This is a genomic window from Aminithiophilus ramosus (genome assembly GCF_018069705.1).
Classification (GTDB): Bacteria; Synergistota; Synergistia; order Synergistales; family Aminithiophilaceae; genus Aminithiophilus; species Aminithiophilus ramosus.
The window spans coordinates 1,641,897-1,657,049 of sequence record NZ_CP072943.1 but is presented as its reverse complement, the minus strand read 5'-3'; the positions used below and the strand labels follow the sequence as shown (position 1 = coordinate 1,657,049).

Here is a 15,153-nt window from a genome sequence, read left to right as displayed (position 1 = left end):
GATCGCTTTGGCCCTCACCGTCACCGTCCAGGCCCTCCTTGCGGAAGTCGTCCGGCGCAACGCCAGCGACGTCCATTTCGCCGTCGGCGTCGCCCCTGCCCTGCGGATCGACGGTCAGCTGCGACAGATCGCCAACCTCCCTCCCCTGGAGCCCGGAGATGTCGATAAGGTCCTCGACGAGCTGCTCAGTTACAATCAGCGTCAGCAGTTTCGCGAAAAAAAGGAGATCGACTTCAGCTTTTCCTTTCGGGGTGAAAGCGGCCTTTCCGGGCGGTTCAGGGGCAACGGCTACTTCGAGTTGGGCCGTCCCGCCTTGGCCCTGCGCCTCATTCCCGACAAGGTGCGCTCCATAAGTCAACTTCTCCTTCCGAAGACCCTCATGAATGTCTGTCAGGCACGCCGAGGGCTTTTTCTCGTCACCGGTCCCACCGGCCACGGGAAAAGCACGACCATGGCCGCCCTCATCCAGGAGATCAACTTGACAAGAAGCTGCCATGTCGTGACGATAGAGGACCCCGTCGAATACCTTTTCCGCTCGGAGCGCGCCATCGTCTCCCAGCGCGAAGTGGGCTCCGATACGGGCAGTTTCACCGAGGCCCTGCGTCGCGTCCTCCGCCAGGATCCCGATGTGATCCTCATCGGCGAAATGCGCGACCTCGAGACGATCGGCGCCGCTCTGACCGCGGCGGAGACGGGCCATCTCGTCTTCGCCACGCTGCACACCGCCGACGCCCCCCAGAGCGTCGATCGCATCATCGACGTCTTTCCCTCGGAACAGCAGCGCCAGATCCGTCTTCAGGTCAGCTCCGTCCTCATCGGCATCTGTTCGCAGCAACTCATCGCCGTCTCCGGCGGCGGACGCATCGTCGCCACCGAGCTTCTGCTTGCCAACAACGCCATCCGCAACTGCATCCGTGAGGGGAAGCTGGGGCAGATCAAGAGCGCCATGCAGACGGGCGGGGAGGCCGGCATGCATACCATGGAGCAGGACCTCGCCCGCTACGTCAAACAGGGCGTTCTCTCCTACGATGACGCCGCCAGCTATGCCTATGATCTCAAGGACCTGGAGCGTCTCGTCTTCGAAGGGATGGTCTAGGCGGTTCGCCTCGGGGAGGACGGAGGGAGAGAAAGAGCGTGAATTTTCGCTACAGGGCCCGCAGCGCCGACGGCCGGATCGTCGAAGGCGTCATCAAAGACGTCGGAACTCAGGCCGAGGCCGTCAACCGGCTTCGGCTGCTTAAGATGTTGCCCATCACGGTGACGGAGGCGAAGGGGGGACATCCTTCCTCTTCGTCGCTCTATGCCAGGCTGCGTCTCATCGCCACCGTTCCCCTGAAGGACAAGGCCCTTTTCTTCCGTCAGGTGACGACCATGGTCGCCGCCGGCGTCCCCCTGGGCTCGTCGTTGGATCTCCTTTCCCGCCAGATCGCCAACCCTCGCCTCGCCGACGCCGTCACCTTCGTCAAACAGCGCGTCGACGGAGGCCAGTCCTTCAGCGGGGCCATGCGCCTGCGCAAGGAGTTCTCCCCTCTCATGATCGCCGTCGTCCGTGCCGGAGAGGAGGGGGGCGTCCTCGACAGAAGCCTCGACCGTCTGGCCACCTTTCTCGAGCGTCAGGATGCCCTGAAACGCAAAGTCGTCTCGGCCGTCTCCTATCCGGCCGTCGTCTTCGGCTTCGCCCTTTTCGTGCTCTACCTTCTCGTCACCGTCGTCGTCCCCCGCTTTTCCACCGTCTTCGACAGCCTCAACGTCGAACTTCCGGCCCTCACCCGCCATACCTTCAGGGCCGCGCTCTGGTTCCGCCGCTACTGGTACGTGCCTCTTGCCGTCGTCGCCGCCCTCGTCGGCCTCGTCATCGCGATGGGGCGCAACGACGGCACGCGCTACTATGTCGATAAGGCCAAGCTGAAACTGCCCGTCTTCGGCGACCTCATCCTGAAATCCTCCATGGCCCGCAGCCACCGAACCCTGGCCTCCCTCGTCGAATCGGGCGTTCCGATCCTTCAGGCCCTCGCCATGACGGCCGATACGGCCGGAAACGTCGTCATCGAGAGGGCTTTCAAAACGATCGAGGAGGGGGCCCGCAAGGGCATCGCCATCGGAGAGCTGACGCGGCGCCAGAAGATCTTCCCCCCCATGGTCGGCCACATGATCACCGTCGGAGAACAGACGGGGCGCCTGGAGGAGATGGTCGACAAGGTGGCCGACTGGTTCGAGCTGGAGCTGGACGAGAAGGTCAAGCGCCTTACGGCCATCCTGGAGCCGCTCCTCATCATCTTCGTCGGCGCCGTCGTCGCCGCCGTCGCCCTGGCCGTCTTTCTTCCCATCGTCAGCGCCATCCAGACGATGATATGATCATTAAAGTAAAGAAACATCAAGATCGAGCGAAAGGGTCGGGATTGAATTTATTTCTAATTTCAGAGTAGATAAAATGAGTTATACTTCAAACCAGCTCTATCGCGCGCTCTGTCCGGCAGAATGGGGAGGCTGAAATGCAACGCTCGAAAAAGGGGTTTTCTCTCGTCGAACTTCTCGTCGCCGTCGTCGTTCTCGGCGTTCTGTCGGCGACGATGATGCTCGCCTCCCGGTCGGGAACGGCCAAGGCCGAGGCCGTCCGGATCGTCGGCGATCTTCGCACGGCCAAGGCGGCCGCCGTCATGTACTATGCCGAAAAAGGCCGATGGCCGACCGAGGTGGCCTCCATCGAGCCCTACCTGGCGAGGACGTTCGACAACGACGACGGCAGGTACCGTTTCGCCCAGGACGGAGCTCTCTTCGGCTATGTCAACGACGCGCTCGATCAGAAGGTCAAGGACGCCCTCCTGCAGATCGCCGATAAGGAAAAAAACCTCTTCCGCCAGGACGGAAGTCCGTTGTGGAGTGCCCTCCCCGATGGCCTCTTGCGGAGGATCGCCTCCGGATTCCTCGCGTTTCTGGAACCCCTTCCCGCCGAGGCCGTCGTGACGCCTTTCGGCGTCTTCATCCGCATCCGAGGCGAGGCTCTCGGCGGCACCGGTGACGACAACGACGATGACGATGACGATGACGACGATGACGATGATGACGATGATGACGATGACGATGATGACGATGACGACGTTACCGGAGACCCCTGGGAGAGCGGGAAGGTTTACGTGCAAGGGGATAGGGTCGTCTATAACGGGGCCCTCTATGAGGCCTGGCATTGGACTCAGGGAACGGTTCCCGGTCAGGTGGGCAGTCCCTGGCAGGAGATCACGACGGAATGGCGCGATTTCAATAAATATGAGGGCGGAGATGTCGTCGAATACGAGGGGAACCTCTATACGGCCTGGTATGCCATCTACCCCTCGGTGGGCAACGTTACGGATCCTCCCGGAACGGTGGGATCTCCCTGGCAGGAGCAGACCGATCAGTGGAGAGCCTGTAACATCTACAAAGGAGGGGAGGTGATCTGGTACGAGGGGAAACAGTACAGGGCAAAATGGTATCGAGGCGCGGGATCGGATGCGGATCCGACGAATTCCGAGGCCTGGGAGCTTCTCTGATTCCGAGTAGATGGCCCCTTGCGGGGGCAGGTGTTCTCCGAGGACGACACATGAAGGTCCTTCCATGAGGAGGTTTTAGCTGTGAGGAGTATCATCGGCAACAGGACGAAACGTGGTGGCTTCACTCTCGTCGAACTGCTCATCGTCGTCATCATCATCGGCATCCTTTCCGGCGGCATGATGCTCGTGGCCGGATCGGGAACGGACAAGGCCGAGGCCACGAGGATCGTCTCCGACCTGCGTACGCTGAAGACGGCGGCGCTGATGTACGCCGCCGACAACAACATGGTCTGGACCGAGACGATCAACGACCTGTCCACCTACCTCGACAAGAGCCTTGCCAGCAGCGATTACGGCCTGGAGGCGGGCAGCGACGATCTCTGGGTCCTTTACACAGGCACCCCCGTCGACGGCGTCAAGAAACAGCTCGCGACGATGGCGGAAAAGGAAAGAAACCTCTTCGGCACGCCTTCGATGGGAGATCTGTACGAAAAGAGCGACAGCAAGGTGTACATGAAGGTTCGGTAGGGCGGTGCGTTCTGCCTTCTCCCTCGTCGAGTCGCTCGTCGCTCTGACGATTCTGGCCGTCGCCCTTCTGTCCATGGCCCTTCTTCCCGTGGCCACGACGAAGCTCCTTGCGGCGTCGGCCCAGAGGGAGAGGGCGTCGGCCCTCGCCCTGAGCCTCCTCGAAAAAGCGGAGGGAGTCGAACCCGACTCCCTCCGCTCGGTCTCTTTCGATTTCCCCGAAGGTTTCACCGGCTCCCTCTCCGTCGAGGAGGAGAGCTTCTCCGTCGCCCTCACCGCCGTCGTCTCCTGGCGGAATCCGACGGGAGGAGAGCGTTCCGTCACCTACAGAAGGCAGGTGAGCCGTCACGGCACGTCGCCCTGAACGTCGTCGCGGCTTCACCTTCGTCGAGCTTCTCCTTTCCATCCTCATCGCCTCCGTCACGGGAGGAGCTTTCGTCTCGATGCTTTTTCTCTTCTCGGGCCATTTTACCCAGACGTCGGAACTCGTCTCGGCAAGACAGAGGGGGGAGATGGTCCTGGCCATCCTCGAGGGGCCCGTCCTCCACTGCGGCCTGGGAATGCCCTCGGACCCGGACGCCTTCGAGAAGGCCTTCGGCGGCCATTCCATCGCCTTCTGGAGGCAGGCGCTCCGCGTCCTCGATCGGGGCACGGGAGGCGACAGGGCCGAAAAAGGGGAGCTCCAACTCGTCTATGCCTTTCCCCTCCGAGGTTCTGTCGATGGGGCGAGAATCCTGGCCGACGGCGACGTCTCCTTCGACGCCGCTTCCGGGAGGGTTACGGTTCCTCTGACGGCGTCCATCCCCTCGGGGACCTTCGAACTCTCGGCGTCGCAGATCAAGGGCTGGGCCCTCTTTCCCACGGCGGGGCTTCCCTTTCGGGTCAGAGGGTATTCCGCCGCCAAGGGGCTGACGTTGGAGCCCCAAACCGGTTCGGGCACCATCGCCCGTTATGACGAACTCCATGCCCTGAGGGCTCTCAAAGCCTACCTTATCGACGGCACCTTCTTCGTCGACGACGTAAGCGCGGGAGGAGCCCAGCCTCAGGTCGACAATATCGCCGCCCTCCATTTCGATTTCGACGCCGCGACGGGCTTCCTCTTCGTCACCGTCGTCGCGGCCGGGGAGAGGGCCGACGAAAGGCCTCTTTACGACAGCCCCTCCGACCTTCCCGGTTGGCCCGACCTGTCCCTTCCCGATTTCTCGACAAAGTGGCGATACCGTCGCCTCGTCGTGGTCCAGCGAGGGTGGCGGCTCCGCAACTGAGTCACGCCGACCGGAACCCTTACGGCGAGGACCTCTTTTCATCGGCCTCTCCCGATGGCCGGTCCTTCGGCGGAAGACGGAGGGTCAAGACGGCCGCCCCGTTTTTCTTCCTGTCCGGCCAGTGAGGTGATTGACGTGAACGGCGGCGGAGTGCGTTCCCACGCGAAAAAGAGAAAGGGGATGAGGGAGGGGTTTGCCCTTCCCCTGGCCCTCGCGGCGCTTCTCGTCGGCGGAACGTTCGTCGCCGTCTCCGTCCACCTCGTCGACACCTTCGTCTCCGTCAGCACCTCCGCGTGTCTGTCCGACGAACTCTTCAACGCCGCCCAGGATGGCCTTGAGCGAGGGAAGGCCTATCTCCTGGAAAGAGGACCTGTCAGCGACGACCTCAGCCTCTCTTTTTCCGACGGTTCCCTTTCGATCGTCGTCTCCATCCTTCCTGCGGCCGTCGTCAGCCCCGACAGACCTCATATTCCGCCGAAGGGGGGAGGAGCGGTTTTCCCCTCCGGCGCCTTTTCCGCCGTCATCGAGCCCGAGGTTCTCGAGAGTCTGGGCAATGCCTTCGGCGGGCTGACGACTCGCAACTACCTCATACGCAGCCGTGCCCGAAGAGGAGAGCGGTCTCGGATCGTTGAGATCCTTCTGGAGGTGACTCGATGACGAACAGGTGGATCCAATCGGTTCTTGGGGCTTTGTTCATGGGGCTCTTTTTTTCAGTTTCCGTGGCGGAGTCCATTCCGCCGACGATGTTGCCTGTCGCCTCGAATGCGTCTCTGGAAGGGTATTTCGTTAGCCGGTGGGGCGAATACCTTTTGTGGTCTGAGAAAACTCACAATGGAAGATATGAGCTGAATTGCAAATTCTTGAATAAAGACCTTCATCTTGACGATGCGATTTGGTATGATCCAAGAGAAAAATCCAACAGCGGCGAGATCGCAAAAGCCTTCATGCCGTCTTCTTCTTCCCTGTATTATTCTTTGAACCTGTCGAGAAGCCCCAATGTATTGGATCGCGACGCGCATCAAGATCTAATGAATTTCTCGGTTTTCCCCTATTTGAATGCAAGGTATTACAGAGAAAACCTCAGGGAGTCCGACGGCGTTTGGTATGCAAACTGGGCCCCTAACGTCTTTTTCGGCGAACGGCCTCGGACGCCTCGTCCTCTGGGCCGAAAGCCGGCTGACATGAGCCTGGCCGCTTGGCTCAGGGAGAACGACGGTCCCGATGACGTCGACGCCGACGAAGGGGACTGGGTCTTCTCCTGGATCGCCTTTCTGAAGGAGGCCTTCGGTCACGGTTCCGACTTTTCGGCCGATCTGGCCTTCGGCCTGCCGAAGGTCGTGTCGAAAAACAACTGGACTCTGGAGTCCATCAAAGGGTACCGAGGCGTCGAGTCGGATATGGTCTTTGTCCCTTCCGCGGAGGGGCTCCTCCATGCCTTCGTCCTCGACGGGAAAGAGCATGCCTTTCGCGGCGTCTGGTCCTTCATGCCCCCTCCTTCCTTCCTCTGGAGCTTTTACCATGAGTTTCTCGAAAGACAGGGGAGGGAGACGTACCCCAGACTACCCCTCCTTTCCGGACCTTTCGTCGTCGGCGACGTGGAGGATCTTTCGGGGAAATGGCATCGCGTCCTCATCGGGACGACCGGGCCGGGACTCGACCTGGGGGTGCAGGAGAGGCCCCGGTCTTTCGCCGATTACGGAGCGCAGGAGGTCTCCTTCCTGGAACAAGAGGAGGAACCCGTGGACAAGGGGCTTTCTGCGGGACTTTATGCCCTTGACGTTTCCGATGTCGACAGCCCGGGGCTTCTCTGGTCCGTCGTCAACGATGCCTGGCATTCGGCCGATCTCGCCAGGCTGGGACGTCTCTCTCTTTTCGGGGGCCTTGCCTCTCGGGAGGAGCCCTCTCTCTATCTCTACCGCGACGGAAGTGTCCCCTCTTTCCTGGCGGTCGACTGGGAGGACGACGCGGCCGAGGCCGACCAGTGGCGTTCCTTCGAGAAAGGCGCCGGGGGGGAGGTCTCGCCTCCCGGCGCGGGAGCCTATCGGGCTCTGTCGCATCTCCTCTCCCAGCCGGTTCTCGGCTACGTGGACGGGAAAGACGGGAAAAGAACGTGGAGCCTGATCTTAGGCAGCGGCTCCGCGGCCGGGGCGCTTCCCAGCGGCTGGAGCCGCCTCTCGGAGGCTCGAAAGGAGGTCTACCGCAAGGAGCTGTGTCCCGTCTTTTTCGACGTCGACCCTCTTTCGGGAGCGATCGCCGACAGGCATGACCTGGAAGAGCCTGTCCTTCGCGGCGATTCTTCGATGGTGGACCGTTTCGTTGTCATCCGCCCCCCCGCCAAGGATGTGCAGGGCAATTATGTCGTCGATGCAACCAGCCGAGGTGTCCAGGCTGAAATTACTCCTAAAATGGATTCCATGCTCATCCATGTGGCAAATTCGGCTTTTTATTATTATGAATTTGCAGAAAAACAATTAATAAGAATTTTTTATTTTAAAAATGAAAAGAAAAATAATAGATCGACTTTTTTTAGTCTTTTCAATCCAGACGTTGCCTATTTCTCTCTAAATGGCCAGGTAGAGAGATGGGTGGCTTCTGTCCTGAGTGACTTCACCTGCTCGACTGTGGATGGAATCGACGTTGCACAGGGCAATACGGGCAAGTATGTTTTATCTTTGTTTAATTTGGATCGAGCTCTTTCGGCCAGGGGTTCGGGTGATCATTGCATTAAGTTGGGCAGCAGCGATCGGCTCGACAATGACAATCATCCCAGCGTGACGAATCTAACCCTGGAGGGGGAGTCTATAGGTTGGTTTTTCCCGCTCTATTTGAACAAGCATGGGGAATGGATGAAGCCTTTATCCTCTCCCGTTTTTTATGGGGGAAATATTCTTTTTACAACAACCTATGGCTCGGGCTCCGCTTTGTTCGTGATGCCTTTTGACGTCTCCAAGGCGACCTCAGCAGGCAATAATACGGGGCTTTCCGAGTTCTTTCCCGAATGGGGCGAAGGCGTTACTTATTTTGAAAGCGATAAAAAGTTTCTGAAAGGTTTTTCCGTTCGAGACGGCGTGGTGTATATCCCTACGACGGAAGGCGTGATTGCCGCCGATCTTGGCGGAGTACTCCCTCTTTCCGACAGCGGCGAGGGAGAAGGGGCCGGCGAAAAGGTGCGTTACTGGCGGATCACCCGCTGAGACAGCCGATCGATTCAGGGGGCTCTGTGCTTCACGATCGAACCTCGATGGTATATGCTTGAGACAGTCGGGGTCGTCGAAACCGCCTTCGAAGGGAGGAGCCCCATGGTTTTTTGGCCCCTCAGAAAAAGGGGAAAACGTCTGGCGTCCGTCTCCCTCGAGGGCGACGGACTTCGTTATCTGGAACTCTCCGGTGATCGGACCTCGCTGCGCTATGAGCGGTCTGCCGTGGTGCTTCCCCTGCCGGGAGCCCTCAAGCAGGATATGGTGGGCGACATGGAGATCCTTTCGCGCAGTCTGGCCCGACTCGAAGAGGAGGCGGGCCGCTTTGCCTCGCCTGTGGCTGTCGGCATTCCCTCGCGGGATGTCCTGATACGCCTCGTCGACATGCCTCCGTTGAGCCCGGATGATGCCCGTGAGGCCCTGCGTTGGGATTTCGACAGGCATTTTCCCTTTCCCGCAACCGATGCCGCCTATGACGTGGCCCCTTTGGACTTGCCCGGTAACGGCGACGAGGAAAACAGGCATTATCTTGTCGCCGCCTGCCGCCTCGGCCTCGCCGAGGGGCTCGTCGGTGCCGTCGAAGCCCTGGGCGTGACCGTGTCGGCGCTGGAACCCCTCAATCTGGCTCTTTTCAGGGCGGGGCTGGGTCCTGTCGATCGCTTCGACGGCGGGCATCTCCAGGTCCATGTGGGCTTCGAGACGAGCGAGATCATGTTGGGTTACCGGGAGGGTGGCATACTCTTCCGGACCGTCATGGCCGGTCGTGCCGGAGGGAGCGAGGGGCTCTCCTCCCTGGCGCGGGAAGTGGACGCGACGCGAGCTTTCATCCGAAGCCGTTTTCGTGACCTTTCTCTGGAGGAGATCGTCGTTACCGGCCAGAGGGGGATTGACGAGGCTTTTCTGAGCCAGATCCGAGGAGAGGGTCTTCTTCCCGTGGCACACCTCTCCGTCGAGGCCCTTTGGGGGATCGCGGGCCATCGCGACGAGGGGCCCAGAGAGGGGCTGGAGGCCGCCGTAGGCCTTTGCGTGAGGGCTCTCCCGTGAGGGCGGCCATCGATCTTCGCCCCCAATCGCGCAAAGACAGGTCGCGGCGGGCGATCGTCCACGTCCCGAGACTTCTTTCCGTCCTTCTCCTGTCGGTTTTTCTCCTTTTCGTGGCTGCGACGACGGTGGTGGGCTTCCTCTTCTCCCGAACACTCCGGGAGAAGAGGACGTCTCTCGACGGACGAGTGGCCGATCTCCTGGCCCAGCAGACTTCGATGGTCCGGGAGTTGAATCGTCTGAAGACGACGGAAAAACTTTACGGCGACGCACTCGAGCTGCTCCGTCGCGAAGTCCCGGCTCTGGAGTTCCTCGCCAGCCTGGAGGCCAGCCTGCCCCCCGGCGTGTGGCTGACGAAAGTGACCTTTTCGGAGGGAAAAGCCGTCGTAAGCGGCATGGCCTACGTCGAAAGCGATGTCGTCGCCTTCGGACGGGCCCTGACGGAGGCCTCTGTCGTCCGCTCCGTCGGTCTGCCCGTCTCCAGCCGCGTCTCCGTCTCCGGCGGAAACCGAGTCCGTTTCGACCTCACCTGCTCTCTCAACGGCCTCGAAGCGGTGACTTCGCCGAAAGAGGCGGTGAGCGGGCCGTGACGATGAAACGGCGCAAGGCGCTGCTCCTTTTTTCTTTCGGCCTCCTTTTTTCCGCCCTCCTCTGGAGGGAACAGTCGCTTCTGGCCGAGCTTGCCCTCTTGCGCGACGAGATCGACGGCCTGGCCCGTCAGGAGCGCCAGCTGACGGAGGGCCTTTCCCGCTCGGCCCGTCACGTTCAGCTCTACAAGGCCTCTCTTGCCGAAATCGCTCTCTATCAACGGGCTCTGCCCAAAGACAACGTCGAGTTCTATTCCCTCGTGGAGGGGCGGTTGGCCCGAAACAATGCCGTCGTCAACGCGATCAGGCCCTCTCGGGCGGAAGAAGGCCGTATCGCCGTTCAGATTGACTTCTCCTGTCCCTACTACGCCCTTCTCGAACTTCTCGCCGACTGGCGCTCTTTGGAGGCCGCCGTTCGACTCCGTTCCCTTGTCCTGTCGCTGGGGCAGGACGGCCAGGTCGGGGCGACGGCCGAGCTCGAGTCGGTCCTGGAAGGGGGAACGTCGAAGTGACGGCTTTCTTTCACGCCATGAAGGAGGCTCTCTCCGAGCTTTGGCAGGACCTTCTGGACGGAGAGGGCCTCTGGAAGCCCGTCAGAAGGGTCGTTTTTTTCCTCTTTCTGCTGGGAGCCGTCCGATCGGCTCAGGTCTTTCACGGCATGATCGCTCAGATGTCTCCGCCGGAGGGGGCCGTTCCTCTTTCCTCGGAATCGCTTGAGGCGGAACGGATCCGTCTCGACCAGTTGGCCGGCCGTTTCCGTCTCGCCGTGGCAGCCCGTGCGGGAAGCGGGCAGCTGGCCCGCATGGCGGCTCTCAACGGCCGAAAGCCCTATGGCCCCGTCACGGCCCGAGCCCCTTCGAATTCGCCCGCTCTTTCTCCCGCCAAGGTTCCGCCGCCGCTGATCATCGTCTCGGCCGTAATGGAGATGGAGGGGAAGAAGATTGCCGTGGCCGAGATCGAGGGGATGGGGCAGGGGCTTCTTGTCGCCCCCGGCTTCAGGTTGACCGGAGGCCGAGGCACGATCCTCTCCGTCGCCCCCGATCGGGTTGTCCTGATCTGGGAGGGCGACCGCTACGAGATTCCCGTCGGTTACTGAGAGAGGAGACCCTCTGATGAAACGTCTTTGCCGGCGAGTCGCCCTTTCCCTCCTCTTCCTTGTCGCTCTTTTCCCCCTTCATGTCGCGGCGGCAGAGTCTCCTTCCGCTTCCGATCCCTCCGTGGCCGGCGTCGAGGTGAATCAGATCGGAGCGACCGACCTTTCCCTTCGCCTGACGGGACGCCGTCTTCCTCGGCCTCAGCTCATCGCCGACGGCGGCATCGTCGATTTTTTCCTTCCCGAGGCCTCTATCGCCTCGGGAAGTTGGTCGCGCGACTACTCCTTTCCCCTTCTGCGTCGCGTCGCCCTCTCCACGGAAGAGGGGGGGCTCCTGATGACGCTTACGACGGGCGAAGACGTCGAACTCGTCTCCATCGAAGGAGGAGACGGATCGGGAACGATCGAGATCCGTCTCAGAAGGCGATCGTCCCGGCCCGTGCCGAAAGAGAGTCCGGCCCCGGTCGCCTCCCCCCCTCCGTCGACGGACCCCATGGCGAAGACGACGCCCGTCAGTCTGGAGCTGCGCGGAGTGGATCTGCGCGATGTCTTCCGCATGCTGGGGAAAATGGTCGGCAAGAACCTCATCGTCGATCCCAGCGTTCCCGGCGACGCCGTGACGCTGAGCCTCAAGGATGTCCCCCTCAACCAGGCTTTCGGCTATCTCATGAGGATGTACGGCGTCAGCTATGCCCTCATGGGCGACACTCTCGTCGTCGGCACGCCCGCCAGCCTTGGGCAGACGATGGGAATGGATCAGACGCGGGGATTCAAGATCGCCTACGGTGATCCGCAGAAGATTCCCGGCCTTCTTGCGGGGTTGGCCAACGTCGACCGCGTCGTCGTCGACGAGAGGCTTCGCACCGTTTACGTCACCGGCCGTCCCGAACAGCTTCGAGAGGTCGAGAAGGTCCTTCGGAGTATCGATCACCCGGGGAGACAGGTGATGGTCCAGGCCAAACTCCTCGAGGTCACGGAGGAGGGGAGCAAGTCGCTCGAGACGACCATAGAGGCCGTCTATAAGAATTGGTGGCTGACCTTCGGATCGACAGGCACGCTCGGAGGCTACGTGTATACGAACAACCCGGACAGCTATGCCCCCAACGCGGATAGGACCATCGAACCCTATAACATCAGCCTCGGGGACATCGTCGATTCGACGACCAAGATGTTGGACGTCGGCATTAAAGCCGTCGTCAGTCGCCAAGAGGGCAAGGTCCTCGCCAGTCCCTCCGTGGTGACCTTGGACGGCGTCAAGGCCTCGGTAAAGCTGATCGATAAATTCATTTATCAGTCGGGGCAAGATGAGGCGGGCAATCCCAGCACGGAATCGGAGGAGGTCGGTCCCACCTTGGAATTCACCCCCCTCATCGGCCGCGACGGCAATGTCCGCATCGAGTTGAGCATAGAAACGGGAGATGTCCTCAACGCCTCTGCGGCGACGGAGGGGAAGGAGCTGCCGCAGACGACGAAACGCTCGGTGAAGACGTCGGTGATCGTCCGCAACGGCGAGCCCTTCGTCGTCGGCGGGCTTTTCAAGGAACAGAGCTCGTTCTCGTCGTGGAAAATACCCGTTCTCGGCGACATCCCCCTTTTGGGCGAACTCTTTAAGGGGCGCAGTCGCTCGATGTCCAATTCGGAGGTGGTCATGGTCGTCGTCCCCTACATCCTCGACATCTCCGAGTCGGCCCCGGAGGCCGTCGATCTTTGAGACGGGGCGCTCTTCTCTCCCTTGGCAGCTTGGACGACATGAGGTATCTTTGGTGGAGGGGTGCGAATTCCGGCAACGTCATGTCCTAGGAGGTTCATTGATGGCTCAGATTGTCGATACCAGCGATTTTTACCCCGGCCTCAAGTTCAAGTGGCAAGAGGGCATGTGGGAAGTGGTCAACTTCATGCACCACAAGATGGGCCGGGGCGGTGCCACGGTTCGGACCAAGATGCGCAATTTGGAGACGAGGTCGACCATCGAGTATTCCTTCCGCTCCGGCGAGCGCTTCGAGCGGATCGTCTTCGACGAGAAGCCCGCCCAGTATCTGTATAAAGAGGGCGACGGCTATGTCTTCATGGATCTGGCGTCTTACGACCAGATCTACCTTTCTGCCGAGGTGCTCGGAGATACGGTCAACTACCTGAAGGACAATCTCGAAGTCTCTCTCGATCTCTTCGAGGGAAAGATCATGGGGATCGACCTCCCCGACCGAGTGGAGCTGAAGATCGTCGAAACGCAGCCCGGCTATAAGGGCGACACCGTTTCGGGTGCCACCAAGCCGGCCAAGCTGGAGACGGGACTTTCCATCAACGTTCCCATGTTCGTCAACGAAGGCGAGGTCGTTGTCGTCGACACCCGCTCGGCCAGCTACCTCGAACGGGCGAAGAAGTGATCCCATGAAGGCGAAGGAACGAATCGCCTACCTGAAGGGACTTCTCTCGGGACTCAACCCCCGGGAGGAGGACGAGCAGAAGATCCTTCTGGCCCTGATCGATGTCGTCGATGCCTTGGCCGCCGAGATGGAGGAACAGGGACGCCTCGTGGAGGAGCAGGGAGAGGCCATCGAAGAGGTGGCCGATTACTGTTCCGAACTCGAGGATGATATGACGGCCATGGAACGTCGTATCGGCACCCTCCTTCCGGACGAGTCCGGGGACGAAGAGGGCGATTTCCTTGACGAGACAGGCGAGGAAGGGCCCTTCGCCTCCGTCTCCTGTCCTCATTGTGGGTTGGCCTTCTATTGCCGGCCGGAGGCCCTTGAGCCCGACGAAGCTCTTGAGTGCCCCGGCTGCGGCGAGTCCTTCGAGATCTAGAGGACTGGAGGACGGCCCCGGGACGAAGGAGGGATCTCACGGTGGAAGAAAAGGACGGACAGCTTTTTCAGGAAGAAGAGACGTCACAGGAAGAGAACATTCTCGAGGAGCCTGTGCCCGAGGAGAGTACGCCTCTGGGAGAGGTCCGTATCGTCGAGGACGTCATCGCTCATCTGGCGATCAAGGCGCTGCAGGGTGTCGAGGGCGTTCAGCCCGCCGTTCCCGGTTTCAGCGCCAAGCTCGGCCTGGGGCGGAAGCCCAGCGGTGGCGTGCGCATCTCCCTGGGGGAGGGAACGCCGCCTGAAATCAGCGTCGATACCTTCGTCAATACCCGTTACGGCTTGCGCATTCCCGACGTGGCCTGGAACGTTCAGGAGGTCGTGAAGAATCAGCTCGAGGCCTTTACGGGCTATCACGTCAAGGCCGTCAACGTCTTTGTCCAGGGAGTCTTCTTCGGCCAGGCCAAGACCGTCGAGGCCGAGGCCGGAGAGGTCTCCTCGGTTCGCGATGAGCCTGAACGGGAAGAATCTCAGGAAGGCGAGACGGAACCGGCGTCGCCTGGTCTGGAGTAGGCTGCAGAGTCGATTTCGATGAGGCCGGCCTCGCAGTGGGTCGGCCTTTGCCGTTAAGGAGTGAGGCCATGAATCTCCTCTGGAAGACCTCCAAAAGAGGCGATCTTTGGATCGACGAGAGGGCACTGATGGATCTGGTCAGGGAGAACATTCCCAAGACGGTTCTCTGTCAGGGCGTGACGCTTCTGCGGGACCGGGACAGGGTGGAGGTGCGCATGGCCCTTCCTTCCGACGAGGCTGTCGATGGGAACGCGCTCGCGGCGCTTTCCCGGTCCGTGAAGGATCTGCTGGCTCCTCTGGGGTTGCAGGCCGAGATGACCGTCGTCGAGGCCGAGCCCCAAGCCTCTTCGGCCTGTGGCCGTTTCGTGGGGAACCCCCTCTGCTGGGCCGCCACGGGAGCCGCCGCGACGGCCGTCGTTCTCCTCGGCGTCACATCGACGCTTACCGTCCTTGCCGTCGCCGCGATTTTTTACGGCGTCTCCTGGCTTTTCCTCTCGTCGCGCGGCAAAGATCTGCTCCGATCCCTGCTTCAGAAGTGAGG

17 protein-coding genes are annotated in these 15,153 nt (G+C 61.0%); all 17 read left to right on the top strand.

What is annotated here, in order from left to right:
• Window positions 1–7: 7 nt before the first annotated feature.
• The 17 genes from KAR29_RS07610 to KAR29_RS07530 all read left to right on the top strand — a co-directional run bounded on the left by KAR29_RS07610 (window position 8) and on the right by KAR29_RS07530 (window position 15,151).
• Window positions 8–1,096, top strand: a complete 1,089-nt coding sequence (locus tag KAR29_RS07610; RefSeq protein WP_274372412.1) for a type IV pilus twitching motility protein PilT — start codon at window positions 8–10, stop codon at window positions 1,094–1,096.
• Window positions 1,097–1,134: 38 nt separating this feature from the next.
• Window positions 1,135–2,355, top strand: coding sequence for a type II secretion system F family protein (locus KAR29_RS07605; RefSeq protein ID WP_274372411.1), 1,221 nt, complete (start codon window positions 1,135–1,137; stop codon window positions 2,353–2,355).
• Between the two features lie 137 nt (window positions 2,356–2,492).
• The gene (locus KAR29_RS07600) at window positions 2,493–3,527 is read left to right on the top strand and encodes a carbohydrate-binding protein (RefSeq protein ID WP_274372410.1); all 1,035 of its coding nucleotides are present in this window, start codon (window positions 2,493–2,495) and stop codon (window positions 3,525–3,527) included.
• An 81-nt stretch (window positions 3,528–3,608) separates the two neighbouring features.
• Complete coding sequence (locus tag KAR29_RS07595; protein ID WP_274372409.1) at window positions 3,609–4,055, top strand: type II secretion system protein; 447 nt, start codon at window positions 3,609–3,611, stop codon at window positions 4,053–4,055.
• Between the two features lie 4 nt (window positions 4,056–4,059).
• A complete protein-coding gene (locus KAR29_RS07590; RefSeq protein ID WP_274372408.1) occupies window positions 4,060–4,416 on the top strand; it encodes a prepilin-type N-terminal cleavage/methylation domain-containing protein in 357 nt (118 codons plus the stop codon).
• A 79-nt stretch (window positions 4,417–4,495) separates the two neighbouring features.
• A complete protein-coding gene (locus tag KAR29_RS07585) occupies window positions 4,496–5,317 on the top strand; it encodes a hypothetical protein (RefSeq protein ID WP_274372407.1) in 822 nt (273 codons plus the stop codon).
• Between the two features lie 126 nt (window positions 5,318–5,443).
• Window positions 5,444–5,974, top strand: coding sequence for a hypothetical protein (locus tag KAR29_RS07580; protein ID WP_274372406.1), 531 nt, complete (start codon window positions 5,444–5,446; stop codon window positions 5,972–5,974).
• On the top strand, window positions 5,971–8,511 hold the full coding sequence (locus tag KAR29_RS07575) for a hypothetical protein (protein ID WP_274372405.1): 2,541 nt from the start codon (window positions 5,971–5,973) through the stop codon (window positions 8,509–8,511). Before KAR29_RS07580 ends, KAR29_RS07575 begins: the two co-directional genes overlap by 4 nt.
• A gap of 105 nt (window positions 8,512–8,616) precedes the next feature.
• The gene (gene pilM, locus KAR29_RS07570) at window positions 8,617–9,558 is read left to right on the top strand and encodes a type IV pilus biogenesis protein PilM (protein WP_274372404.1); all 942 of its coding nucleotides are present in this window, start codon (window positions 8,617–8,619) and stop codon (window positions 9,556–9,558) included.
• The gene (locus tag KAR29_RS07565; protein ID WP_274372403.1) at window positions 9,555–10,145 is read left to right on the top strand and encodes a PilN domain-containing protein; all 591 of its coding nucleotides are present in this window, start codon (window positions 9,555–9,557) and stop codon (window positions 10,143–10,145) included. Before pilM ends, KAR29_RS07565 begins: the two co-directional genes overlap by 4 nt.
• Window positions 10,142–10,654, top strand: a complete 513-nt coding sequence (locus KAR29_RS07560) for a hypothetical protein (protein ID WP_274372402.1) — start codon at window positions 10,142–10,144, stop codon at window positions 10,652–10,654. Before KAR29_RS07565 ends, KAR29_RS07560 begins: the two co-directional genes overlap by 4 nt.
• Window positions 10,651–11,238, top strand: a complete 588-nt coding sequence (locus KAR29_RS07555; protein ID WP_274372401.1) for a hypothetical protein — start codon at window positions 10,651–10,653, stop codon at window positions 11,236–11,238. Before KAR29_RS07560 ends, KAR29_RS07555 begins: the two co-directional genes overlap by 4 nt.
• A 16-nt stretch (window positions 11,239–11,254) precedes the next feature.
• The gene (locus KAR29_RS07550; protein ID WP_274372400.1) at window positions 11,255–12,946 is read left to right on the top strand and encodes a type II secretion system protein GspD; all 1,692 of its coding nucleotides are present in this window, start codon (window positions 11,255–11,257) and stop codon (window positions 12,944–12,946) included.
• A gap of 100 nt (window positions 12,947–13,046) precedes the next feature.
• Entirely contained in the window at window positions 13,047–13,619 is a 573-nt protein-coding gene (gene efp / locus KAR29_RS07545; protein WP_274372399.1) for an elongation factor P, read from the top strand.
• Window positions 13,620–13,623: 4 nt separating this feature from the next.
• Window positions 13,624–14,040 carry a CD1247 N-terminal domain-containing protein gene (locus KAR29_RS07540; RefSeq protein ID WP_274372398.1) on the top strand — a complete coding sequence of 139 codons (417 nt, stop codon included), beginning with the start codon at window positions 13,624–13,626 and terminating at the stop codon, window positions 14,038–14,040.
• A gap of 41 nt (window positions 14,041–14,081) precedes the next feature.
• Window positions 14,082–14,612, top strand: a complete 531-nt coding sequence (locus tag KAR29_RS07535; RefSeq protein WP_274372397.1) for an Asp23/Gls24 family envelope stress response protein — start codon at window positions 14,082–14,084, stop codon at window positions 14,610–14,612.
• Window positions 14,613–14,680: 68 nt separating this feature from the next.
• A complete protein-coding gene (locus tag KAR29_RS07530; protein ID WP_274372396.1) occupies window positions 14,681–15,151 on the top strand; it encodes a hypothetical protein in 471 nt (156 codons plus the stop codon).
• The last annotated feature ends 2 nt before the right edge of the window (window positions 15,152–15,153 follow it).